The 23,679-nt window shown below is 42.9% G+C and carries 25 protein-coding genes and 2 riboswitches; of the genes, 10 read left to right on the plus strand and 15 right to left on the minus strand.

The window, feature by feature from the left end:
* The 3 genes from clpE to motB all read left to right on the plus strand — a co-directional run bounded on the left by clpE (window position 1) and on the right by motB (window position 4,052).
* The gene (gene clpE, locus M1D94_RS13870) at window positions 1-2,100 is read left to right on the plus strand and encodes an ATP-dependent protease ATP-binding subunit ClpE (protein ID WP_029317717.1); all 2,100 of its coding nucleotides are present in this window, start codon (window positions 1-3) and stop codon (window positions 2,098-2,100) included.
* A gap of 382 nt (window positions 2,101-2,482) precedes the next feature.
* Entirely contained in the window at window positions 2,483-3,295 is an 813-nt protein-coding gene (gene motA / locus M1D94_RS13875) for a flagellar motor stator protein MotA (RefSeq protein WP_003244739.1), read from the plus strand.
* The gene (gene motB / locus M1D94_RS13880; RefSeq protein ID WP_003232473.1) at window positions 3,267-4,052 is read left to right on the plus strand and encodes a flagellar motor protein MotB; all 786 of its coding nucleotides are present in this window, start codon (window positions 3,267-3,269) and stop codon (window positions 4,050-4,052) included. Before motA ends, motB begins: the two co-directional genes overlap by 29 nt.
* A gap of 39 nt (window positions 4,053-4,091) precedes the next feature.
* Here motB and mhqR read toward each other — a convergent pair whose 3' ends face one another.
* Window positions 4,092-4,529, minus strand: coding sequence for a MarR family transcriptional regulator MhqR (mhqR, locus tag M1D94_RS13885; RefSeq protein WP_003232475.1), 438 nt, complete (start codon window positions 4,527-4,529; stop codon window positions 4,092-4,094).
* Between the two features lie 192 nt (window positions 4,530-4,721).
* Here mhqR and kinD point away from each other — a divergent pair, with 192 nt between their 5' ends.
* Window positions 4,722-6,242, plus strand: coding sequence for a sporulation kinase KinD (gene kinD, locus M1D94_RS13890; protein ID WP_015252216.1), 1,521 nt, complete (start codon window positions 4,722-4,724; stop codon window positions 6,240-6,242).
* A gap of 27 nt (window positions 6,243-6,269) precedes the next feature.
* On the opposite strand, the gene M1D94_RS13895 is transcribed toward kinD, so the two are convergent.
* Together M1D94_RS13895 and spo0E are read right to left on the minus strand one after the other, a co-directional pair.
* Window positions 6,270-6,701, minus strand: a complete 432-nt coding sequence (locus tag M1D94_RS13895; protein ID WP_003245685.1) for a hypothetical protein — start codon at window positions 6,699-6,701, stop codon at window positions 6,270-6,272.
* Between the two features lie 85 nt (window positions 6,702-6,786).
* On the minus strand, window positions 6,787-7,044 hold the full coding sequence (gene spo0E / locus M1D94_RS13900) for an aspartyl-phosphate phosphatase Spo0E (protein ID WP_003218598.1): 258 nt from the start codon (window positions 7,042-7,044) through the stop codon (window positions 6,787-6,789).
* Window positions 7,045-7,246: 202 nt separating this feature from the next.
* On the opposite strand from spo0E, the gene M1D94_RS13905 reads away from it, so the two are divergent.
* Complete coding sequence (locus M1D94_RS13905) at window positions 7,247-7,567, plus strand: YkvA family protein (RefSeq protein ID WP_003232481.1); 321 nt, start codon at window positions 7,247-7,249, stop codon at window positions 7,565-7,567.
* A gap of 40 nt (window positions 7,568-7,607) precedes the next feature.
* Here the strand turns inward: M1D94_RS13905 and mtnD are convergent, their stop codons facing one another.
* From mtnD to mtnE, 5 genes are all read right to left on the minus strand, one after another.
* On the minus strand, window positions 7,608-8,144 hold the full coding sequence (mtnD, locus tag M1D94_RS13910; protein ID WP_003232483.1) for an acireductone dioxygenase: 537 nt from the start codon (window positions 8,142-8,144) through the stop codon (window positions 7,608-7,610).
* A 14-nt stretch (window positions 8,145-8,158) separates the two neighbouring features.
* Window positions 8,159-8,788: a methylthioribulose 1-phosphate dehydratase gene (locus M1D94_RS13915; RefSeq protein ID WP_038829012.1), complete on the minus strand. Its 630-nt coding sequence runs from the start codon at window positions 8,786-8,788 to the stop codon at window positions 8,159-8,161.
* Window positions 8,746-9,453 (minus strand): 2-hydroxy-3-keto-5-methylthiopentenyl-1-phosphate phosphatase, encoded by a 708-nt coding sequence (mtnX, locus tag M1D94_RS13920; protein ID WP_003232486.1) that lies wholly within the window; start codon window positions 9,451-9,453, stop codon window positions 8,746-8,748. Before mtnX ends, M1D94_RS13915 begins: the two co-directional genes overlap by 43 nt.
* Window positions 9,450-10,667: a 2,3-diketo-5-methylthiopentyl-1-phosphate enolase gene (gene mtnW, locus M1D94_RS13925; RefSeq protein ID WP_015483161.1), complete on the minus strand. Its 1,218-nt coding sequence runs from the start codon at window positions 10,665-10,667 to the stop codon at window positions 9,450-9,452. The genes mtnX and mtnW overlap by 4 nt, the downstream gene beginning before the upstream one ends.
* A gap of 84 nt (window positions 10,668-10,751) precedes the next feature.
* A riboswitch (SAM riboswitch) is annotated at window positions 10,752-10,852 on the minus strand.
* A 38-nt stretch (window positions 10,853-10,890) separates the two neighbouring features.
* Window positions 10,891-12,087 carry a methionine-glutamine aminotransferase gene (gene mtnE / locus M1D94_RS13930; RefSeq protein ID WP_003244774.1) on the minus strand — a complete coding sequence of 399 codons (1,197 nt, stop codon included), beginning with the start codon at window positions 12,085-12,087 and terminating at the stop codon, window positions 10,891-10,893.
* Window positions 12,088-12,181: 94 nt separating this feature from the next.
* On the opposite strand from mtnE, the gene M1D94_RS13935 reads away from it, so the two are divergent.
* From M1D94_RS13935 to mtnA, 3 genes are all read left to right on the plus strand, one after another.
* Window positions 12,182-12,961: a carbon-nitrogen family hydrolase gene (locus tag M1D94_RS13935; protein ID WP_038829015.1), complete on the plus strand. Its 780-nt coding sequence runs from the start codon at window positions 12,182-12,184 to the stop codon at window positions 12,959-12,961.
* Between the two features lie 83 nt (window positions 12,962-13,044).
* Window positions 13,045-13,201: riboswitch (SAM riboswitch) on the plus strand.
* Window positions 13,202-13,293: 92 nt separating this feature from the next.
* The gene (gene mtnK, locus M1D94_RS13940; protein ID WP_021479416.1) at window positions 13,294-14,487 is read left to right on the plus strand and encodes an S-methyl-5-thioribose kinase; all 1,194 of its coding nucleotides are present in this window, start codon (window positions 13,294-13,296) and stop codon (window positions 14,485-14,487) included.
* A gap of 7 nt (window positions 14,488-14,494) precedes the next feature.
* Window positions 14,495-15,556 carry an S-methyl-5-thioribose-1-phosphate isomerase gene (mtnA, locus tag M1D94_RS13945; RefSeq protein WP_021479417.1) on the plus strand — a complete coding sequence of 354 codons (1,062 nt, stop codon included), beginning with the start codon at window positions 14,495-14,497 and terminating at the stop codon, window positions 15,554-15,556.
* A 33-nt stretch (window positions 15,557-15,589) separates the two neighbouring features.
* Here the strand turns inward: mtnA and M1D94_RS13950 are convergent, their stop codons facing one another.
* From M1D94_RS13950 to kinE, 3 genes are all read right to left on the minus strand, one after another.
* Window positions 15,590-15,715, minus strand: coding sequence for a hypothetical protein (locus M1D94_RS13950; protein ID WP_003232500.1), 126 nt, complete (start codon window positions 15,713-15,715; stop codon window positions 15,590-15,592).
* Window positions 15,716-15,804: 89 nt separating this feature from the next.
* Window positions 15,805-16,302, minus strand: a complete 498-nt coding sequence (ogt, locus tag M1D94_RS13955) for a methylated-DNA--protein-cysteine methyltransferase (protein WP_021479418.1) — start codon at window positions 16,300-16,302, stop codon at window positions 15,805-15,807.
* Window positions 16,299-18,515: a sporulation two-component system sensor histidine kinase KinE gene (gene kinE, locus M1D94_RS13960; RefSeq protein WP_046160326.1), complete on the minus strand. Its 2,217-nt coding sequence runs from the start codon at window positions 18,513-18,515 to the stop codon at window positions 16,299-16,301. Before kinE ends, ogt begins: the two co-directional genes overlap by 4 nt.
* Before the next feature lie 252 nt (window positions 18,516-18,767).
* Between kinE and M1D94_RS13965 the strand changes: the two genes are divergently transcribed.
* The gene (locus M1D94_RS13965; protein ID WP_003245573.1) at window positions 18,768-19,790 is read left to right on the plus strand and encodes an acyltransferase family protein; all 1,023 of its coding nucleotides are present in this window, start codon (window positions 18,768-18,770) and stop codon (window positions 19,788-19,790) included.
* Window positions 19,791-19,831: 41 nt separating this feature from the next.
* Here M1D94_RS13965 and M1D94_RS13970 read toward each other — a convergent pair whose 3' ends face one another.
* The 4 genes from M1D94_RS13970 to htpX form a co-directional block, all read right to left on the minus strand.
* Window positions 19,832-20,014 (minus strand): hypothetical protein, encoded by a 183-nt coding sequence (locus M1D94_RS13970; protein ID WP_015715779.1) that lies wholly within the window; start codon window positions 20,012-20,014, stop codon window positions 19,832-19,834.
* Between the two features lie 2 nt (window positions 20,015-20,016).
* A complete protein-coding gene (locus M1D94_RS13975) occupies window positions 20,017-20,172 on the minus strand; it encodes a hypothetical protein (protein WP_003232510.1) in 156 nt (51 codons plus the stop codon).
* 144 nt (window positions 20,173-20,316) lie between these two features.
* Entirely contained in the window at window positions 20,317-21,666 is a 1,350-nt protein-coding gene (gene ktrD / locus M1D94_RS13980; RefSeq protein ID WP_159376780.1) for a Ktr system potassium transporter KtrD, read from the minus strand.
* A gap of 173 nt (window positions 21,667-21,839) precedes the next feature.
* Window positions 21,840-22,736 (minus strand): protease HtpX, encoded by an 897-nt coding sequence (gene htpX, locus M1D94_RS13985; protein ID WP_003232513.1) that lies wholly within the window; start codon window positions 22,734-22,736, stop codon window positions 21,840-21,842.
* Window positions 22,737-22,906: 170 nt separating this feature from the next.
* Here htpX and htpK point away from each other — a divergent pair, with 170 nt between their 5' ends.
* Complete coding sequence (gene htpK / locus M1D94_RS13990) at window positions 22,907-23,608, plus strand: transcriptional regulator HtpK (protein WP_021479421.1); 702 nt, start codon at window positions 22,907-22,909, stop codon at window positions 23,606-23,608.
* Window positions 23,609-23,679 lie beyond the last annotated feature (71 nt).

A 23,679-nucleotide genomic window follows, 5' to 3' on the forward strand; every position in this document is an offset into this window, starting at 1 on the left:
ATGCGTTGTCAACATTGTCATCAAAACGAGGCGACGATTCGCCTTAACATGCAAATAAATTCCGTTCATAAACAGATGGTTCTTTGTGAAACTTGCTATAACGAACTGACCCGTAAACCTTCAATGAGTATGGGTCCTCAATCTTTCGGATTTCCGTTTGAACAGGCATTCCAGCCGAAAGAAAAGAGCGCAGCAAAACAAAGCGGAAAAAAAGGGTTGCTTGATGAGCTGGCTCAAAATATTACAAACGGTGCAAAAGCCGGTCTCATTGACCCCGTCATCGGCCGTGATGATGAAGTGGCGCGAGTGATCGAAATTCTAAACCGCCGGAACAAAAACAATCCGGTTCTTATTGGTGAGCCGGGTGTAGGGAAAACTGCCATCGCTGAAGGGCTCGCTTTAAAAATTGCTGAAGGTGATGTTCCAAACAAACTGAAAAACAAAGAGCTATATTTGCTTGATGTTGCATCCCTTGTTGCAAACACAGGGATCAGAGGCCAATTTGAGGAGAGAATGAAACAGCTGATCACTGAGCTGAAGGAACGAAAAAATGTCATTCTGTTCATTGATGAAATTCACCTTCTCGTCGGCGCAGGCTCTGCAGAAGGATCAATGGACGCCGGCAACATTCTCAAACCGGCCCTAGCCAGAGGCGAACTGCAAGTCATTGGCGCGACAACACTGAAAGAATATCGTCAAATCGAAAAAGATGCCGCGCTGGAAAGACGTTTTCAGCCTGTCATGGTGCAGGAGCCTTCAATTGAACAGGCTATCCTCATTCTGCAAGGGATTAAAGACAAATACGAGGCGTACCATGGCGTAACATTCAGTGATGAAGCAATCAAAGCGTGTGTCACTTTATCATCCCGCTACATTCAGGACAGACACCTGCCGGATAAAGCAATTGATTTATTAGATGAAGCAGGTTCAAAAGCCAACCTGTTAATTGATGAACTGAATGATGAGGATGCCGCTGAACGCTTAACTGCAATTGAAGCCGAAAAAACAAAAGCCCTGGAAGAAGAAAATTACGAACTGGCGGCAAAACTCCGTGATGAAGAACTCGCATTGGAGAAAAAACTGAACAGCTCCTCCGCTCATACCGCTGTCACTGTGGAAGCTGAGCACATTCAGGAAATTGTTGAACAAAAAACAGGCATCCCTGTCGGCAAACTGCAGGCAGACGAACAAACGAAAATGAAAGAGCTTGAAGCAAAACTTCATGAACGCGTGATTGGACAAGAAGCCGCTGTTCAAAAAGTGGCAAAGGCGGTAAGACGAAGCCGCGCCGGTTTAAAATCCAAAAACAGACCAGTCGGCTCCTTCCTCTTCGTCGGTCCTACCGGCGTAGGGAAAACAGAGCTTTCTAAAACACTGGCAGATGAATTATTCGGCACAAAAGACGCTATTATCCGACTCGATATGAGCGAATACATGGAGAAACACGCCGTATCTAAAATTATCGGTTCACCGCCTGGATATGTCGGCCATGAGGAAGCTGGACAATTAACTGAGAAAGTGCGCCGCAATCCTTACAGCATTGTGTTGCTGGATGAGATTGAAAAAGCACACCCAGACGTTCAGCATATGTTCCTGCAAATTATGGAAGATGGCCGTCTGACAGACAGCCAAGGCAGAACTGTAAGCTTCAAAGACACAGTGATCATCATGACAAGTAATGCGGGTGCTGGTGAGAAACAAACGAAAGTCGGTTTCCAATCAGATGACAGTGTCATCGAAGAACAAACATTGATTGATTCACTGAGCATGTTCTTTAAACCTGAGTTCCTCAACCGTTTTGACAGCATTATTGAGTTCCGCTCATTGGAAAAAGAACATCTTGTCAAAATCGTCAGCCTTCTTCTTGGAGAACTTGAAGAAACATTGGCTGAACGGGGCATTAGCTTGAATGTGACAGATGAAGCGAAAGAAAAAATCGCTGAGCTGGGCTACCACCCTTCATTCGGTGCACGTCCGCTTAGAAGAACCATCCAAGAATGGGTTGAGGATGAAATGACCGATCTGCTGCTTGATAATGGCGAGATCACCAGTTTTCACGTGATTTTAGAAGATGATAAAATCAAAGTGCGAGCAAAATAACAATCAGCGGTTTCCTTTTAGGAAGCCGCTTTTTTTATACTTTCATACTCTTGACTTAGAAATTACCGTCCCTTCTCCTGAAGCGCTACTTCCCTTCATCCTTTACACTTTTTTTAAGGAGGGATGGAACATGTTTATATACAGTGAATATGTATTTCTACTATTATATGAATACCATCTGAAGGACAGCTTGCAAGCAAGCTGCTAATTTCAGTAGACCCCCGGGCTTTTCAATTTTGGAGAGCCCGTTTTTGTTTATTTCTCCCTTCTATGCCTCTTCCTTGAATATTTCATGAACAAATTCACAATGTCCCTAAAGTTCCGGGCACCAAAACCGATATTAACCATAGACAAGCTAGTAAAAAAGGATTTGGTGAAAACTATGGATAAAACTTCGTTAATCGGTATTATTCTTGCTTTTGTGGCATTGAGCGTCGGGATGGTTCTGAAAGGCGTCAGTTTCAGCGCCCTTGCAAACCCCGCTGCCATTTTAATTATTATCGCCGGGACAATCTCAGCAGTCGTTATTGCGTTCCCAACAAAAGAAATTAAAAAAGTGCCTACGCTGTTTCGAGTGTTATTTAAGGAAAATAAACAGCTCACAATAGAGGAACTCATTCCTATGTTCTCTGAATGGGCTCAGCTTGCACGCCGCGAAGGTCTGCTTGCTTTAGAAGCAAGCATTGAGGATGTAGATGATGCTTTCTTGAAAAACGGGCTCAGCATGGCTGTTGACGGGCAAAGCGCGGAATTTATAAGAGATATTATGACAGAGGAAGTCGAAGCAATGGAGGACAGGCACCAAGCAGGAGCCGCTATTTTTACACAAGCAGGAACGTACGCTCCGACACTTGGAGTACTCGGCGCTGTAATCGGGCTGATTGCCGCTCTCTCTCATATGGATAACACAGATGAGCTTGGACACGCCATCAGTGCTGCCTTTGTTGCCACACTTCTCGGTATCTTTACAGGGTATGTGTTATGGCATCCTTTCGCAAATAAATTAAAACGAAAATCAAAACAGGAAGTAAAACTGCGTGAGGTCATGATTGAAGGTGTTTTATCCGTTTTAGAAGGACAAGCACCGAAAGTCATCGAACAAAAGCTTTTAATGTATCTTCCTGCGAAGGACCGCTTGAAATTTGCAGAACAAGGAGAGGCGCAAAATGGCGAGAAAAAAGAAGAAGAAGCATGAGGACGAGCACGTTGATGAATCATGGCTCGTTCCTTACGCCGACATCCTTACTCTTCTCCTGGCATTGTTTATTGTGCTGTACGCGAGCAGCTCGATTGACGCAGCTAAGTTTCAAATGCTCTCAAAATCATTTAATGAAGTTTTTACAGGCGGAACCGGTGTACTGGACTACTCCAGTGTCACTCCTCCTGAAAACGAGTCAGACGGCATCGATGAAGTGAAAAAGGAAAAAGAAGAGAAAGAGAAAAACAAGAAAGAAAAAGAAAAAGCAGCTGATCAAGAAGAACTTGAAAATGTGAAGAGCCAGGTGGAAAAGTTCATCAAAGATAAAAAGCTGGAACATCAGCTGGAGACGAAGATGACTAGTGAAGGCCTTCTGATTACGATTAAAGACAGCATCTTCTTTGATTCTGGAAAAGCGACCATCCGTAAGGAAGATGTGCCGCTTGCAAAAGAGATTTCAAATCTTCTTGTGATTAACCCGCCAAGAAATATCATTATCAGCGGACATACTGATAATATGCCAATTAAAAATTCTGAATTCCAATCAAACTGGCATTTAAGCGTCATGAGAGCGGTAAACTTTATGGGGCTGCTGATTGAAAACCCCAAGCTCGATGCAAAAGTGTTCAGCGCCAAGGGTTATGGCGAGTATAAACCGGTGGCTTCCAATAAAACTGCGGAAGGCCGAAGCAAAAACCGGCGGGTTGAAGTTCTCATTTTGCCAAGAGGCGCAGCGGAAACAAATGAAAAATAGCAAAAAAGGAAGCCTTGTGACATATCAGGCTTCCTTTTTTTACTTATTATGAAACTGTTTTGCGTTTAATCCTACTCTTTTTAACATTTCGGTGCACATCTCTACCTCTTCTTCGCTTAATACGCTGATCATTTCATCAATTTCAGCAGCGTGATCAGGGAAAATATCGTTCAAAAGACCGATGCCTTTTTCAGTAATTTGCGCAAATGTCACTCGTCTGTCTGTAGGAGACGCTTTCCGAATGAGAAGTTCTTTTTGCTCCAGCTTATCTACAACGTATGTGATGCTCCCGCTAGCCAAGAGAATTTTATCTCCTATCTGCTGCAGCGGCTGATCACCTTTATGGTACAAAAGCTCTAGCACAGCAAATTCAGTCGGATTCAGCCCATGCTTATGAATATGCTTATTCATATGATCGTTAATAGACCGATACGCGCGCGACAGCACGATAAATAACTTCAGTGATTTTTCTGTCATGTCTCAATCATCCTTTTAGAAACCGTTACAGAGAAACATTAATAAACAAAGACCAAAATGTCAATAAAAATCTTTCCAATATTTCTCTTCTTTTTTAAAATGTAAGCTTGCCAACACCTTTTTCTAATTTTTTTGGTTATTTTTTCTTATTAAAGAAGAAGAAACAATGATATAATACCTCTAATCAGGTGTATGTTGGAGCGATGCAAATTGAAAATACTAAAAGGCGCCTGCGGGAGAGTCAAACTTTATATCATACTGGTCGTGATTCCGGCAATCGTCATCAGCTTTTTCGTATATGAAAAAGAAAAAGATACAATAGCTGCAGAACATAAACAAGAAGCAAGTGTCCTGCTAAACCTTCACCGCAACAAAATCAATTATTTAATCGGAGAAACAATGGCGAGAATGACCTCCTTGTCCATCGCCATCGACAGACCGGTTGATATAAAGAAAATGCAGTCAATTTTGGAAAAGACCTTTGATTCAGAGCCGAGATTTTCCGGTCTCTATTTTCTCAATGCCAAAGGAGACGTCACCGCAAGCACAACCGAATTAAAAACGAAAGTAAACCTGGCCGACAGATCTTTTTTTACAAAAGCAAAGGAAACTAAAAAGACAGTCATTTCAGATAGTTATTCTAGCAGAATTACTGGTCAGCCAATTTTCACAATTTGTGTGCCTGTTTTGGACTCAAAACGTAATGTGACAGATTATCTTGTCGCAGCAATTCAAATTGATTATTTGAAAAATCTCATTAACTTACTAAGCCCTGATGTTTATATTGAAGTTGTGAACCAAGACGGGAAAATGATTTTTGCGAGCGGACAAGCCTCTCATGCAGAGGATCAGAAACCTGTCAGCGGATATCTGGATGATATCAGCTGGAATATGAAAGTCTATCCGAACCCGGTCACAATAGAAGAACTGTCGAAAAGCCTTGTGCTTCCGCTTTCATGTATTATTGTTCTGCTGAATATCCTTTTTATTCTCGTGCTGTATTATTTGCTGAAGCGGCAGACCCAGCTGGAGCGCTCAGAAAACGAGGCGCAAAAATTAGAGCTGATCGGGACGCTTGCTGCCAGCACAGCCCATGAAATCCGTAACCCCCTCACCGGGATAAGCGGCTTTATTCAGCTGTTGCAAAAGAAATATAAAGGTGAGGAAGATCAGCTTTACTTCTCCATTATCGAACAGGAGATAAAACGCATCAATCAAATAGTGAGTGAGTTTCTTGTTCTCGGCAAGCCGACAGCTGAAAAATGGGAGCTGAACTCACTTCAGGACATTATCGGAGAAATTATGCCGATCATTTATTCTGAGGGCAATCTATACAATGTTGAAGTCGAATTACAGTATTTAACCGAGCAGCCCTTACTCGTAAAATGTACAAAAGATCATATTAAACAAGTGATTTTAAATGTAGCAAAAAATGGCCTCGAGTCAATGCCTGAAGGAGGCAAACTGACAATCTCCCTAGGAGCTTTAGATAAAAAAGCCATAATCAAAGTTGTGGATAACGGTGAAGGGATTTCTCAGGAAATGCTGGATCACATCTTCCTTCCCTTTGTTACTTCTAAAGAAAAAGGAACCGGTCTCGGCCTTGTTGTTTGTAAACGGATCGTGCTGATGTACGGAGGCTCTATTCATATTGAAAGTGAAGTGCGAAGAGGCACAGAGGTGACAATCACCCTCCCCGTATCCGCATCATAGCCCCCCTGACCATGTCAGGAGGGTTTTTTATCTTCGTGATCGGGCATTGCCATTCGATTTGCTTGCTGGTCTTCCAGAAAAAAGGATTTTGATGAAACGCAACAGCATTTTCAAAAGCAAAAAAAACATAAAAAATACTAAAAAACCCTTTATACCTTCCGTGGCATCTAAAAACTCCATATTCCCTCTACCCGTCACCTTTTGCTGAATCTCAATCGCAAATACGATGACAATGATGACTGTAACAGTATAGATAAAGGACAAGGCGGTCATACTCCATTTAGAAAGCCATGTAAACACAGCGTGAGTGACGCCGAAAAAGAATATGCCAAAAATGCCGATCACCCAAAAATGCATTTCTTTGTCAGTTAAATGAATGCCAAATATTCCGCATAAGGAAATAAAAGCATCATGAAATTGATTGACCATTTCGGTAATGAGAATCGCCAGTTCCTTCATTAGTTCCCTCTTTCATATGAATTTTTTCCAGAAAAAAAGAGCGCTTCCGAAAAGCTCTCTCTTTATATATGCATCTGATAGGCCGCTATTTATTTGCATCATATGCTGGCATAACATCTCTGCGGGGCCACAAGCCTAATTTCTTTACAAGGCCTTGAATCCCTTGGGAATGTTCGTTTTCTTGCATAAGCTGATGATATTCATTTATTAAACAATCCAGCTCCTGACTGTGCCTGATCGTGTCATGCCCTGTAAATCCCTGCTTTCTAGCGGCATCTATCATTAACTTTCTTTTTTCATCAATAGACACCAACAATCTTTCTTGTTCAGAAGAACCGCCCATTCACTTCACCCCTCGCCGCTAAGAAATAGGAAACAAGTTTGATTGGGTTATTGTGCATTATTACAGATTATACTTTATTTGTAAACATATTTTCATTAAATAAGTTAATTTTTCAGGTATAATAGATATATTGATAGGATTAGAAGAACAATACCCAGGTGAAGAATATCTTAAACACGCCGCCAGGCAGGAGGTATGCCCAATGAAGAAAAAGAAAGCAATAATGCTCGGAGCGGCAGGCGGAAAAGCGATTTTAAAGAGGAAAAACCGAAAAAAATGTATCCAGCACATTACTACTTTTTTTCAGATGCTTCGCGATTGGCGAAATGGCGACTACCCTCGTTCACAGGTTAAAACACTTTTGCTGTTAACTGCCGCAATCCTGTATATCGTCATGCCGCTCGATATCATTCCAGACGTAATCCTCGGTCTTGGATTCATTGACGATGCAGCTGTTTTAGGTTTGATTTGGACACTGATTAAAAAAGAACTGTCACAATATGAAAAGTGGCGTTTGCAATAAATATAAAAAGCCCCGTTCGATGAACGGGGCTATCTCATGCTTATTGATTCACGCTGTCTTTTTCATAAATAGGAACCCAGCCTTCAGTTGTGACAAAAATTCTCACCGCGACAACTTTGCGGTCCTCCTGAAGCGTGAAGTAATGGCGGATATTCTCAGGCACGGAGATTAAATCTCCAGGGTTTAAACGGACATCAAAAAACGTGCCGTCCTTGCCTTGAATGACAAAAATACCGTGTCCGCTTACAATAAAACGAACCTCATCGTCTGTATGGTGATGCTCTCTTTTAAAGTTTTCAAGCAGTTCATCAAGTTTCGGATTGCTGTCTGACAATGAAATAACATCCTGTGCTTTATAGCCGCGGCGGGTTGAGATATCTTTAATTTCAGTTTCGAAGGTATCAAGAATTTGCTGTTTTTCTTCTTCTGTCAGGTCATATTTCTCTGAGAGATGTTCCGGAAGCTTCGTGATATCCCATTGCTCATAAATAACCTCTTGACTGTCCAGAAAGCTTGCCACTTCCTCTTGATTTTCAATCGTTGTATTTGCCTCATCATGAATTCGAATTGTAGCCATTTCAATTCCTCCTTTTATTTAACCAGCTGATGCTGGAGTGTTTTCAATTTCAAATGGTAGCTGAACAAAAATTCATACGCTTCAAGCACTCTTTTTGCCTCAAATGCTGTTTTCCCCCAAGCCGTAATACCATGATTTCGGATCAGAACAGCTCCTGAATCTTCTGAAATCTCTTCCGCAAACAGTGCCGCTAGCGTCGGGATATGTGCCGCATTTTCTATAATCGGAACGGTCACTTCTGCGTTCTCTTCCCACAAGCCGAGTGCTTTTATAATTTCCTGGCCTTTGAATGTGATTTTCTTTTGGTCTCCGTATAACTCTGAAATCACATTATTGTTTACCGTATGGACATGCAGGCAGCATCCGGCATTGGTTTTATTGTACAAATGTGTATGCAAAAGCGTTTCTGCTGACGGTTTCAGAGAATGCCCGCTTTCAGCAGGCTCTCCGTTTTGATCGACCAGCAGAAAATCTTCAACCGTCTCTTTACGTTTATCTTTTCCGCTTGCAGTGACGAGAAATGTTAAAGGCTCATCTGTAACCTTAATTGACAGATTACCGCTAGTCGCCGGAAACCAATCTCTCTCTGCCAATTCCCGTTTTACTTCAGCGAGCTCTCGCCAGCGTTCTTGTTTTGCAGCCATTCCTGTACCTCCTTTACATTCTCAATTTCCTTTCTGATCTCATAAAAATCTTGATACGGAAGATGATTGAGGTTTTGCTCCCGGCATTCGTTTAATAAATAATCCCTTGCAAAGCATAGGTCAGACAGCTTTGCTGCCTCCACATCTGTAACCGAATCACCGATCATGATGATATATTGGTTCGGTTCAGAAAGTTCATGGATGACCGACGGCTTACAGCACCCGCATTGATTGCTGCATGTGCCCTTGCAGGAATGAGGCCAGTCAATATGGATATAGTCATTGTCAAATGAAGCATGGTTGCAATAAATGCGGTCTTTCTCCACAATGCCTTCAAGCAAAGGATATACAAAAAAGTCCATTCCACCGCTTATGACATAAAACGGAATCTCGTGCTCATTGATAAATGCTACAAATTCCCGAAAGCCTTCCCTGATTTTTGCATCTTCCAATACAAAACTTGTAATCTCTTCTTTTAAACGGCTGGGCAAAAGGCCGAACATCCGCCCGACACCTTCCTTGATCGACAGCGTTTTGGAAAGTACGCCGTCTTTTAATGCCACCCACTCTGGGGGAGCAAATGTTTTCATGATATTTATAATGTTGTCGTTCATCGTGATTGTTCCGTCAAAATCACAAATAATAAAAGGTTTTCGAGTCGTCATACGGCTTCAACCTTTCCCCATTTATCTAGCGCAAGCTTAAGATCCTTGCATTGTTCGGCTTTTTCATCAATCGGCTGGGCCTCTAGGACCGCATCAATAATGGCTCTGAACGCTCGCCCCCCGCCTTGGGCACCGTTCGGATGTCCATGTACGCCTCCTCCGGCGTTAATAATGTGGTCTATGCCGAAATCACGCATTAATAGCGGAACCATGCCGGGATGAATGCCTGCTGACGGAACAGCAAATGTTTGGTTAAAAGCATCCTCTCTCACACATTCTTCATGAATCGCCAGTGCATCTGCTCTTGGAAGCGCAACCGAACCATATGGAGACGGAAAGAGGCTGAAGTCAGCACCGCAATATCGGTTTAATTTTCCGAGTAAAAGAGCGTGAGAAAAACCGTAAAACGGAGAAGACGTAAACGCTCCGCTCACTGCTGGATGCGCCATAATCGGAACTGGGATTTCAGGATCTTCCGCAAGGCCTTGCATAACGTCCAAGCCGTAAGCGAAGACATTAAACAAAAGCGCATCCGCTCCCAACTCGGCGGCGCGTCTCGCTTTGTCTTTCAGATCAGCCGTACGTCCGGTCAAATTCACCGCATACAGCGTTTTATGTCCGGTCTGCTCATACGTTTCTTTCAATATTTGCTTTCCTTCTGCAATTCTTGTTTCAAAAGGCGCTAGACCAGTCTCAAAGAAAATTTCATCGTCTTTAATCAAGTCAACTCCGCCAAGCGCCTGCTGCCGGAGCTGTTCTTTAATATCACTCAGGTCCCTTCCGATTACGCCTTTAAATATGCTCATTAACAGCGGTCTCTCAAACTCTCCCAGCAGCTTCCGGATGCCGTATACGCCAAACTTCGGTCCCGGCAGTGCACGCTTAAATGCTTCAGAGAAGTGAAGATCGATTAATTTGATTTTTCCGTCCAGGGACAGCTTGCCAAACACTGTTGTCAGCAAAGCCGGAATATCCTGAGAGAAATTGATTTCAGGATAGGCAATTGTGATGACCGCTTGTTTTTCTGATGCAGCAGTTCCCTCTCTCTCCTCAACTTTTATCACCCGCCCCTTGTGCTTTTGCATTTGCTCCTGTTTTACAAGGGGCAGATCAGTCCAGGAGCCTACTGTCAATCCTGTTGCGATTTGTTCTGCTTTCTTCTCTGTATCGGCTCCCGGTTCGGTCAGGAGATATGTCGCTAATAACTCACTCATGCCAGAGCTCCTTTCATTTTCATCCATATCAAAAAACCTCTTCAAACTGCAATCGCGTCTAAAGAGGTTTCGTTTCTCGTCCGAATCTTATCTCTCAGCCGCTAGCTGCAAGAATTAGCACCGTGCTTTATAAGTCGGTTGCCGGGCTTCATCGGGCTCGTCCCTCTGCCTGCTCTTGATAAGAAAATATAGATTTTATAAATTATTTTGAATTATCCCATCGTTATAAGGTCTTGTCAATGCTTTTTTGGGTAAACAGGTTCAGTTTGCCAATTCGATAAGCGGCTTCCTTAAGTCTTTCTTCACTTGTTAAAAGTCCGACTCTGACGTAGCCCTCGCCATATTCACCGAAGCCGTTTCCAGCCGCAACTGCCACATTCGCTTTTTCCAGCAAAAGATCTGAGAACTGCTCAGAAGTATAGCCTTCAGGCACAGGCAGCCATGCAAAAAAAGAACCTGCGGGAGCTGTTACATCCCAGCCGATTTCCCGGCATGCCGTGATCCAAGCGTTTCTCCTGCTCTCATACCTGGCATTTTGCTCTGCCACACACGTCTGATCGGCTAACAGTGCCTCTGCTGCAGCCTCCTGAGTCGCTCTGAAAAGACTGACAAACATATGGTCTTGATAAAGATTGATCGCTTCAATGACCGAAGCGTTTCCGACGGCAAAGCCAACCCGCCATCCTGCCATATTATACGTTTTTGACAGCGTGTAAATTTCAATTCCGATATCCTTCGCACCTTCAGTCTGCAAAAAGCTTAAAGGCTTGCAGCCGTCAAATCCGACAGCGCCGTAAGCAAAATCGTGAACGACGCAGATTCCGTTTTCAGCCGCAAAACGCACGGTATCTTCAAAGAACTCGGAAGTAGCAACAGCTCCAGTCGGATTATTCGGATAATTCAAATACATCAATTTCGCCTGTTCCCTTATTTCAGCGGTTATGCTGCTGTAATCAGGGAGAAACGCCCTGTCCTTTACGAGCGGCATCATTTCCATCTTTGCTTTTGCAAGTGTGACACCCGACCAGTAATCAGGATAACCCGGATCGGGAACTAAAATCGTATCACCGGGATTCAACAAGCATTGCGGGAGCTCGACTAAACCGGCTTTTCCGCCGAATAATACAGCGACTTCGGTTTCCGGATCCAGATCAATGCCGTATTCTCTTTTGTAAAATGCAGCAGCCGCTGACTTCAGACGGTATGAGCCGCGAAAAGACGAATATTTATGATTCTCAGGATCAGCGACAGCTCGTTTCATCTCCTCAACAATATGCTCAGGAGTCGGCTGATCTGGATTTCCCTGTCCTAGATTGATAACGTCATGTCCTTCTGCGAGCTTTCGGTTCACTTTCTGCACCAGAGAAGCGAAGAATTGTTTAGGCAATTCCTTCAATACATGAGACTGTTCAAATTTCATCTATTCTCACCTTCTAAAAAAATCTTGAAATGATAGTCCATCATCATATATGGTTAAATGAAAAAAGTAAAGAAAAATTTGGGGTGTTAAAAAGATGAAATGGACGATATCTTGTCTTCAATTTGATATTTCATACGGCAAACCTTCGGAAAATATAAAAAAGGCTGAATTTTTCATCGGAAAAGAAAGCAAACATGCTGATGTTCTTGTTCTGCCTGAATTATGGACGACCGGATATGATCTGGCCAATCTTGATGAACTCGCTGACGAAGACGGCCGCTCCGCTCAGAGCTGGCTGAAGAAAACGGCAAAAAAACATGGTGTTCATATTGTCGCCGGGTCGGTCGCTGTCAGGAAGAATTCTGATGTTTATAATACAATGTACATCGCGGATAAGGAAGGGCAAATCATTAAAGAGTACAGAAAAGCCCATCTTTTTCAGCTGATGGATGAGCATCTGTATTTATCAGCCGGTTCCGAAGACGGATACTTTGAGCTTGACGGCGTCAAAAGCTCAGGATTGATCTGTTACGATATCCGTTTTCCGGAATGGATCAGAAAACATACGACAAAAGGCGCCAACGTGCTGTTTATTTCTGCGGAATGGCCTCTTCCCCGCCTTGATCATTGGAAAAGCCTGCTTATTGCGCGGGCCATTGAAAATCAATGCTTTGTCGCAGCCTGCAATTGTACCGGTTCAAATCCGGATAATGAATTTGCAGGACATAGCCTGATTATTGATCCATGGGGGCGTGTACTTGCTGAAGGCGGTCGGGAAGAAGGCATAGTCCGAGCGGAAATCGACCTTCAAGAAAGCGCAGAAGTTCGGGAGAGCATTCCTGTTTTCGATGATATCAGAAAAGATTTATATTAAAAAATATATTGACAACTAACTAAATTACCTGTTACCATGTTCATCAACTGATAAATTAGAATTGTCAAACAAGTGAATATATTCTCTTATCGAGAGTTGGGCGAGGGATTTGGCCTTTTGACCCCAACAGCAACCGACCGTAATTCCATTGTGAAATGGGGCGCATCTTTTTCGCGCCGAGACGCTGGTCTCTTAAGGCACGGTGCTAATTCCATTCAGATCTGATCTGAGAGATAAGAGAGGCGGACATAGATGTTAAGCCTCCTTCTCTCTGAGAAGGAGGCTTTTTTACGGCTACATATTAAGTGATTACATAATTGGAGGTTATGATGATGGGAGTCACAAAAACACCTTTATACGAAACGTTAAATGAAAGCTCCGCTGTGGCGTTGGCGGTGAAGCTTGGCCTTTTTCCAAGCAAAAGCACGCTGACATGCCAGGAGATCGGAGACGGCAACTTAAATTACGTTTTTCATATTTATGATCAAGAACATGACAGAGCATTGATCATTAAACAGGCGGTTCCGTATGCAAAAGTGGTGGGAGAAAGCTGGCCGCTGACAATCGACCGTGCAAGAATCGAAAGCAGCGCTCTCATCCGTCAGGGCGAGCATGTGCCTCACCTGGTTCCAAGAGTGTTTTATTCTGATACGGAAATGGCGGTTACCGTCATGGAGGATCTCTCTCACCTCAAGATCGCAAGAAAAGGACTCATTGAGGGTGAAAACTATCCTCATCTGTCGCAGCACATCGGTGAATTTTTAGGAAAAACACTTTTCTACTCATCAGATTACGCGCTTGAACCTAAGGTGAAAAAACAGCTTGTTAAACAGTTTACAAATCCAGAGCTATGCGACATTACGGAAAGACTTGTTTTTACAGATCCTTTCTTCGACCATGACACAAATGATTTTGAAGAAGAGCTTCGTCCTTTTGTCGAAAAGCTTTGGAATAATGACAGCGTTAAAATCGAAGCCGCTAAGCTGAAAAAGTCATTTTTAACGTCTGCAGAAACGTTGATTCATGGTGATTTGCATACAGGAAGCATTTTCGCAAGTGAGCACGAAACAAAGGTGATTGATCCTGAGTTTGCTTTTTACGGACCGATCGGCTTTGATGTAGGGCAATTTATCGCCAACTTATTTTTGAACGCACTCAGCCGTGACGGGGCTGACAGAGAGCCGTTATATGAACATGTCAACCAGGTCTGGGAAACGTTTGAAGAGACGTTTAGTGAAGCCTGGCGGAAGGACAGTCTGGATGTTTACGCCAACATCGACGGTTACCTCACTGATACGCTCAGCCATATTTTTGAAGAAGCAATCGGATTTGCGGGCTGTGAGCTGATACGACGCACGATCGGCCTTGCCCATGTAGCTGACCTGGATACGATCGTGCCGTTTGATAAACGAATCGGCAGAAAACGCTTGGCGCTCGAAACCGGCACAGCCTTTATCGAAAAACGTTCGGAATTCAAAACGATAACAGATGTTATTGAATTATTTAAGTTACTTGTAAAGGAATGATCTATTCATGACCCATTCATTTGCTGTTCCACGTTCTGTTGAATGGAAAGAAACAGCTATTACCATTTTAAATCAGCAAAAGCTTCCTGATGAGACGGAATATTTGGAGCTGACGACGAAAGAGGATGTATTTGATGCGATTGTCACGCTCAAAGTAAGGGGCGCTCCGGCGATCGGCATTACGGCTGCCTTCGGACTAGCGCTTGCTGCCAAAAACATTGAAACAGATAATGTCACGGAATTCCGCCGCAGACTGGAAGACATCAAACAATATTTAAACAGCTCACGGCCTACCGCCATTAATTTGTCATGGGCGCTTGAGAGACTGAGTCATTCGGTCGAAAACGCGATTTCCGTAAATGAAGCAAAAACAAACCTTGTCCATGAAGCAATTCAGATTCAGGTCGAGGATGAGGAAACTTGCCGGTTGATCGGCCAAAACGCCCTGCAGCTTTTCAAAAAAGGCGACAGGATTATGACAATCTGCAATGCCGGCTCAATCGCGACAAGCCGCTATGGAACGGCGCTAGCTCCGTTTTACTTGGCCAAACAAAAAGATTTGGGATTACACATTTATGCCTGTGAAACAAGGCCTGTCCTGCAAGGTTCACGCCTTACTGCTTGGGAGCTGATGCAGGGGGGCATTGATGTCACTCTGATCACAGACAGCATGGCCGCCCATACGATGAAGGAAAAACAAATTTCCGCTGTTATCGTCGGAGCCGACCGAATTGCAAAGAACGGTGATACGGCAAATAAAATCGGCACATACGGTCTTGCTATTTTAGCAAACGCCTTTGACATTCCGTTTTTTGTCGCCGCACCTTTATCTACATTTGATACAAAGGTCAAATGCGGCGCTGATATCCCGATAGAGGAACGAGATCCCGAGGAAGTCAGGCAGATTTCCGGAGTTCGGACCGCTCCATCCAATGTGCCTGTCTTTAATCCCGCTTTCGACATTACACCTCATGATCTCATTTCAGGAATCATCACAGAAAAAGGGATTATGACCGGAAACTATGAAGAAGAGATTGAACAGCTGTTTAGAGGAGAAAAGGTGCATTAAAAAACCGCTGGACTTTGCTCATTTGGAGCCGAGTCAGCGGTTTTTTTGTTTCTTTTTGTTAACATTGATGATTTCATCTTTTTGAGCGCTTGATAAGATATGCAGTTTCACAAACAGTTCGGCAAAAACGGCAAGTTTCTCAGAGCGGCTCGGCTTCAATTGCTTTGTCCTCCTTTTTCATCAGACCAACTTTTTTAACTTAATAAAATGATATGTCGGCTGTGAAAAAAGGGAACGTGCCATATGTTTTATTTTTCTTTATAGGAGATTCGCTCGATGTTTAGCAAAAATGCTTTGATCTCCGTTTTGCTTCCGGCGTATCCTGTTAACGCACTGTTTTTGCCGATCACTCTGTGGCACGGGACAAAAATCGGCAGGTCGTTACGTTTATTAGCCTGCCCGACAGCGCGCACCGCTTTCGGACTGCCGACCGCAGCGGCAATATCCGCATAGCTTCGGGATTCGCCATATGGAATCCTCTCCAGCGCTTGCCACACTTTTTGCTGAAAAGGAGTGCCCTTTTGGCTGAGCGGCAGGGAGAATGTCTTCCTTTCGCCTGCGAAATATTCTTGAAGCTGTTGTTTCGCTTCTGCAAGATTAGGTGTTTCCTTATGCTCAGTATTCTGAACCGTTTCTTTCCAATCCATCCAATCTTCCTGACTGAGAAATAGACGAGTGATCCGGTCCTCCTCTTCGGCAATGATAAGTTCACCGAGCGGCGTTTCGGCTGTCGTATAGTAGTTCATTCATCATTCCTTCTTTCTTCAGCATTCTGTCTGACAGGAAGCGTAATATGGAAAACGGTGCCCTTCCCTTCTTCACTTTCTACCATAATCTTGCCTTGATGTTCTTCAATAATTTTATAGCTTACCATAAGCCCAAGTCCAGTTCCCCGTTCCTTTGTCGTATAAAACGGTTCACCAAGTCGCTTTAATTTATCTTCTGTCATTCCGATTCCCTCGTCTTTTAAGGAGATAAGAACATGATCTTGATCCAATGCCTTTATCGTTACAAAAATATTTCCGCCGTCAGGCATCACTTCGATGGCGTTTTTTAATATATTGATAAAAACCTGTTTCAGCTGATTCGGTTCACAGTAAATCGGGGGAATGTCGTCAATTAAATCAAGTTGCATTTGTACATTGCTGAGATTGGCTTGCGCATTTAGTAGGTCTATCGTGTCCCTCATAATTTGGGTAACATGTTTTTCCTCATACATAATGGCCTGGGGCTTGGCTAAAATCAAGAATTCGGTGATGATGGATTCGATGCGCTTTAGTTCTGAGGTGATCACGTTGAAGTAAAGGGCGTAGTCTCCCTCGACACTCCCTTTCAGAAGCTGAATGAAGCCTTTAAGAGCAGTCATCGGATTTCTGATTTCATGAGCAATGCCTGCTGCGAGTTCGCCGACAACATGAAGGGTATCTGATTTGCGCAGGCGCTCCTCCAATTCTTTTCGCTCTGTTACGTCTTTAAAGATAGCCAAGTTCATATTTTGAATAATATTCCGTTTAAATGAGAATTCGAGTTTTCTGTTATCACCGCTGCTCAGCAAAAATGGAATTTCGTTGTCCATTTCATCAAAATTAATCTGCCTTGCCGGTGATGCCAGATTTTCTATTTCATAAGCAGAAATAATATCTAACAAGCTGTGCTGTTTGATCTCTTCATGTGACAGTCCCAAAATATGGCTTGCTAATGGGTTGGCGTCGATGATCCTGTATTGATTGTCAAACAATACATTGCCGTCCATTGAGCCGTTGAACACTTTTCTGAATTTCAGCTCGCTTTCCCGAAGCTCCTTTTCCATCCGCTTTCTGTCGCTTACATTTCTTAAGATCGTCAAATGCTGATTTTCAAGGATTGTCCGTTTTGAAGTAAATTCAAGCTCTTTGAATTGCCCGTTCCCCATTTGAAACAGCAGCTCTTCTCTGATCTCTCCGTATTTTGCGTATTTCCTTTTCGTTATGCTGTATTTCTGCTGCGAGTCAACGAGAAAATCACACAGCTTTCTTTTCAACAGCAAATTCATCGGCAGCTCAAAAATTTTACAGGCTGATTGATTCGCTTTTACGATTCTTCCGTCATTCGACCAGATGATGATGGCGTCCATTGCATTTTCAAAGATTTCTCTGAAGCGCTCCTCACTTTTAAAGAGCTGCAGCTCCATAGACCGCTTCTCTGTGATATCCCTCATAATGGACATATAAAAACCGCTGATGATGTTTGATGTAATCGTGAATTCAAATAGTTTTTGAACTCCTGAACGAAGCTTGACAGGCAGCTCCCCCTTCGCTTTTCCCTTGCGGTTGAGCGCCTTCCAGGTATTGTCGAAATCTTTTCGTGAGCCGCTGTCTATGAACTCATACAAAGATAAATGAGACAGCTCATTATGATTGATTTCAAAGCTTTTACAAAAGGACAAATTGGCATCAATAAAACCGCCATCTTTATCAAACAGGACGATTCCGTCAACTGCTCTGTCAAACAAGTCCTTAAAAAGCTGTTCATTCATAGAGAATTCCCGCTCCAGAATCTTCTTAGAAGATATGTCCCTCATGACAACAAAAAAGAAATCCTCGCCAATACCTCTTTTGGCCAGAAACTCTATGTATTTTGTTGCCCCGCAATCAAGCCTGATCGGAACCTCCTTCCACAGAAAGCCTTTTTTAAAAAACTTCTTTACGGAAAGATTCAGTTCATCCTTTGGGATGGAAAACAAAAAATCCAAGACAGAACGCTTTTTCAAATCTTCCGAGTCAACTTGAAGCATCCTTTCTGTTGCTTCATTTGCCTGAACAATCCGCATTTCGTTATCACAAATAAAAATAGCATCGAGCGTATTGTTGACAATCACTTGATGCTGATTCAATTCCTTTTTCAGTCGCGCGTTTTCTTCTTTGAGGCGATTCAGTTCCTCTCGCAGCTCCGAGTTTGTCTGGACACCAAGAGTTTCCATGCATGTACACTCCTTCTTCAAAACCTATCCCTCAATATTTCTACAAAATGCGGGAACTTCCTTCATTTGCCCTATAAATTTCAGAAAATTTCAGCGTCATTACATTACGAAGACATTTTCTACGATCCTTACCGTCACTTTACATCGACCTAACAATCAGCATTTTTTTAGATTCCTTTTTCATCTTTTATTTTAAAATATGTACCAGCAGGGAATAATCTCTTAGTGATTGATGAAAGAGAAGGTGATGCTATGAGTAAATCGCGGGACAGTTATTTCGATAACGCAAAATTTTTATTGATATTCCTTGTTGTATTCGGTCATATCCTTCGTTCCTTTATTAATGATAATCATTTTATGCTCTACCTCTACAAGTTCATTTACACATTCCATATGCCTGCATTTATTCTTGTATCCGGTTATTTCGCGAAAGGCTTTAAACGGGCGGGATATGTAAAAAAGCTGGCGGTCAAGCTGATTATTCCGTATTTGATTTTCCAAATCATTTATTCCGTCTTTTATTACATTATGCAAGATGAAAGCATGGCAAATGTGAACCCGATTGATCCGCAATGGTCGTTATGGTTTCTTGTAAGCTTATTCTTTTGGAACCTGCTCCTATATCCTTTTTCAAAGCTTTCAAAACAGTGGGCGCTGTTTGTCAGCTGCGGAATCGCCGTGCTGATCGGTTATCTGGACTTTGTCAGCAGCACGCTGAGCTTGTCACGGACATTCGTATTCTTACCGATGTTCCTTGTCGGTTTTTATTTAAATAAACATCATTTTGATTTATTGAGATCTAAACGCGGCAAACAAATTGCGCTCGGAGTGCTTGCCGCAGTATTCGTCATCTGCTGGGGCATCGATTTTGACTATTCTTTTCTGTTTGGTTCAAAACCGTATTCTTCATTTGGAGACGTTACCCTGGTAAGCGGACTATCCCGAATCGGCTGGTATGTACTCGCCTTTGGGGCAACCTTCAGCTTTTTAGCGCTTGTTCCGCAAAAACGGTATTTCTTTACCAAATGGGGAACCCGGACATTTTACGTGTATCTGCTTCACGGGTTTATTATTAAAACATTACGGCAGGTCGGGCTTGAGGATTGGCTTACTGACTATCAAAGCTTAGTGATCCTCTTGCTTTTAACAGCAGCCCTGACATCAGTCCTCTCCAGCAACTTTGTTAAGACAGTCGCTCAGCCCTTCATTGAGCTGAGGATGACCAGCTTATTGCAATTTGTCAGAGGAACGGGCAAAAATGCTTATTTAAAATAGAAAAAGCACCTCTTAAGCGGACGCCGCCTAAGAGGTCTTTTTTATTTTTGTTTTTTATTTTTGTTTTTTTCTTTTTTCTTTTCAGGCTTGGTGACTTCCAGCGTTTCGATGATCTTCCCGGCATTGTAATCCCCAAGTTCACTTGAGAACTCTTCCTCCAGCACCTTTTTATTCATAGGCTTTTTATGATTTTGCATGTCTCTGCTATGACGGTTTTTCTTCACAACTACATGCCTCCCTGCTGGCCCTGTTTGGAATTGCGGTTTGCCCCTCTAAAATTGGGGTCGTCATGATATTGTGTCTTATATGAATTGGGGTCCATGCTCTCGGTAGGTGTATTGTTATTTTTAATGGCTTCATTCACTTCAGCTTTACGCTTCATACGAATCCTCCTCGCCAGTTTTCAGACATTTTAAGATGCAGGAGCGTAAATTGCACCTGTCGAAGTTAGGTTCTCCATCTGAACAGGAGGCACACATCTTTTTTTTGGCAATCAAAAAACACCGCAAAGTATGCGGTGTTTTGCCTATCCGATAATCACTCTTTCTTTCGGATAGTGATAGTTCGCTTCAATTTCCTTTCTTCCGATCAGATACAGGAAGGTTAGAATGCCGATTCGCCCGATAAACATGACAATCATAATGACGCATTTTCCAACACTGCTCAAATCTGCCGTAATTCCAAGCGACAGGCCGGTTGTACCGAATGCCGAGCACACTTCAAACAAAAGCGCCAGCAGGGAATGCTTTTCTGTAATGGTCAGAATGAGTGTCGCGCCAAAAACGAGCAGGATCGCCATCATCGTGACAACAAGCGACTTCATCAAGTCAGCAGGGTGAAGCTCCCGTTTGAATACCTTTACGGCCTTATTGCCGCGGGCAAAATGAAACAGCGCAAGAAGGTTCAAAGCAAAAGTCGTTGTCCGTATGCCTCCCCCGACTGAGCTTGGCGACGCTCCAATAAACATCAGCGCACAAATAAAAAAGAGTGTGGAATCTGATAATTGGCTGATATCGATTGTTGCCAGCCCCCCGCTTCGGGTTGCCGTTGATTGAAACAGGGACAAAAACAAAACATCATGCCATGATTTTCCTGCGAACGCATGGTTTGCTTCCAGGGCAAAGATGCCAATGGCTCCAAACAAGACAAGTGAGCCGAACGTAATCGTCGTGATCTTTGTAAAAAGCGTAAATGGATAACGCCGATGCTTTGAAAACAGGAAATCCTTTACTTCAACAAGCACGGGAAATCCAATCGCTCCAAATATAATTAAAAGCATTGTAATAAACTGCACAAAGTAATCGTGGCGAAATGGAATCATCGAATTACCGGTAATATCAAATCCGCCGTTTGTCGTTGCACTGATACTGGCAAAAAATCCGTGTAAATAGGCTTCCTGATAGGAGTCATAGTAGGTTAAGAAATATGTGCCGAGTATCAGCCCGCCAAAAAATTCAATCCACAAGATCAGAAACAGTACCTGCTTCATCAGATTGACAATTCCTGAAAACTGGGATTGGTTTTGATCAACCATAATCAGCTTCCGTTCTTTCAGCCCGATTCGTTTTCCCATGATCAGCCAAATGAACGTTCCGAGCGTCATAATTCCGATTCCGCCAAATTGCAGAACAAATGCTAATATAAAAATCCCTATTGTGCTGAATGTATCAGCTGTATCAACAACTGTCAGCCCCGTTACACTGACTGAACTGACAGCTGTAAAAAGCGCATCAATAAACGTCCAATCTGCCCCCGGTTTATGGGCCGCCGGCAAACTCAGCAATATAACGGCCACAGTAACTGCAAGAAAATAATATAATGCGATCAGCTGGGCCGGTGACAAGGCCTGTATCAATTTTCCAAACTTTAATCTCATGTAAAATCCTTCTGCCTCTCTTTTTAAGTACGGTAATTATTCTAAAGATATTAGGTCCATTTTTAAAGGCTTTTACGAAACATTTTCTTAACTTGCTTATTTTTTTATGATTTTAGTCAATGGATAAAATAAAAAACCTCTGAGAATTCTCTCAGAGGAACAATGTGTTTGTATTATTTAGCTTCCAGCCGTCTGATTCGCTCATCTAAATCAGGGTGAGTAGAGAAAAGCGAAGAGCGCTTCTTGCCATTAATCTTTAACGTTTGGACAGCTGTCTGATCGTCTTCCATAATCCGGGAAGAATAGCTTTTAAGCGTCCGCAGCGCATGAATCATCTTGTCCTTGCCGGCAAGATCCGCTCCTCCCCTGTCAGCATGGAATTCACGATGGCGTGAATACGCAAACACAACCAGGCTGCCAAGTATCGAAAAGACAATCTGAAAAATAATCATTGCAATAAAATGAACGATCGGCGCTAGATCTTCTTTGACAAAACGGCTTGCTATCCAAGCGGCGATACGCGATAAAAAGACGACAAAGGTATTAACGATACCTTGTAAAAGCGTCATTGTTACCATATCACCATTTGTGATATGCGCGACCTCGTGGGCAAGCACACCTTCAACCGCTGCGTCATCCATCTGCTCCAGCAGCCCTGACGATACTGCGACAAGTGAACGGCGTTTTGACGGTCCAGTCGCAAACGCGTTTACTTCAGGTGAACGGTAAATCCCGACTTCCGGCATTTTCGTTAAACCGGCAGAGCGGCTTAATCTGTGAACACGATCAACCAATTGCTGTTCCTCATAGCTGAGCGAGTGTTTTTTCGGATTCAGCACTCTGACGCCCATCATCGTCTTTGCCATCCATCTGGACATCGCAAGAGACGTAAAGGAACCGACAAATCCAACGACTAAACTGAACACAAGAAGCGCCATTGGATCGATACCGCCATCAGCTGTAAAATACGTCCCGACTCCTGTAACAGAGCTTAAAACAGACAAAACGATCCCGATTGTTGTAAGCACCAAAATATTCGTTAGAATAAACAGAAAAATTCTTTTCGCCATAACAACCTCCGTTATTTTAAGTTCAAAAGAACCCGTATATTTAAATTATAAAACATCCATTTGAAAATGCAAGGAATTCGACGTATGATGTTAATGTAATTTGCTGACGCTTGAACTTTGAATATATACATAGACCTATATCCGCGTCAAATTGTTTAAAGAGGTGAACAATGAACATTTTTAAACTCTCTCGAACCGATATGGTGCGGCTGCTCTATTCCCTAAAAGGACAAGGAGAACATAGCCCGCTCGACATTCTCGTCCAATCAGCGAACATGTCAGCAGAAAAAGCAGCCAATCATCTAGAAATTCCTGAATTTCTTACAAGATACGAACGAAAAAAACAGAAAAAAGAATACGGTCTTTCTACAAATGAAATCGTAGAGCTTGGCAACTTATGCGAGCTGACTTCGTTAAAGTCAACCGCGATTCAAAACTGGGTAAAGCGTGATATCAAAGATCTGATCGGACACCCTGAGCTGGGCAAAAAATACTCAGTTGAACAGGCAGTTATTCTTTTAATTGTACGTGATTTAAAATCCATTTATGACTTTGAACACATACGGGCTATTTTAAAAGTGGCCTTTAACACAATCTCAGACAGATCTGATGATGTCATCAGCCCGATTGCTTATTATGAAAGCTGCGCATATGTGCTTGATGCCATCCATCACCAAGATACTCCTTCTATGAAAGAATCCAATCTACAGGAGATCGCCGAACAGGAGACAGAGCGTCTCCGTCACCGTTTTGAAGAACTGAATGACGGCCAATGGCTTAAAATCAGACAAATTATCGCCATTACAGTTCTCTCCATTTTGACGTTCCATATTCAGGCAACCGCACATAAAATGACAGCAGACATTCTATAGTCTGCGTCACCCCGGCTCAGAGGCCGGGGTTTTATTTTTCTCCACAACAATTGCCAGCATAAATAAACCCC

This window comes from Bacillus sp. JZ109 (genome assembly GCF_053903135.1).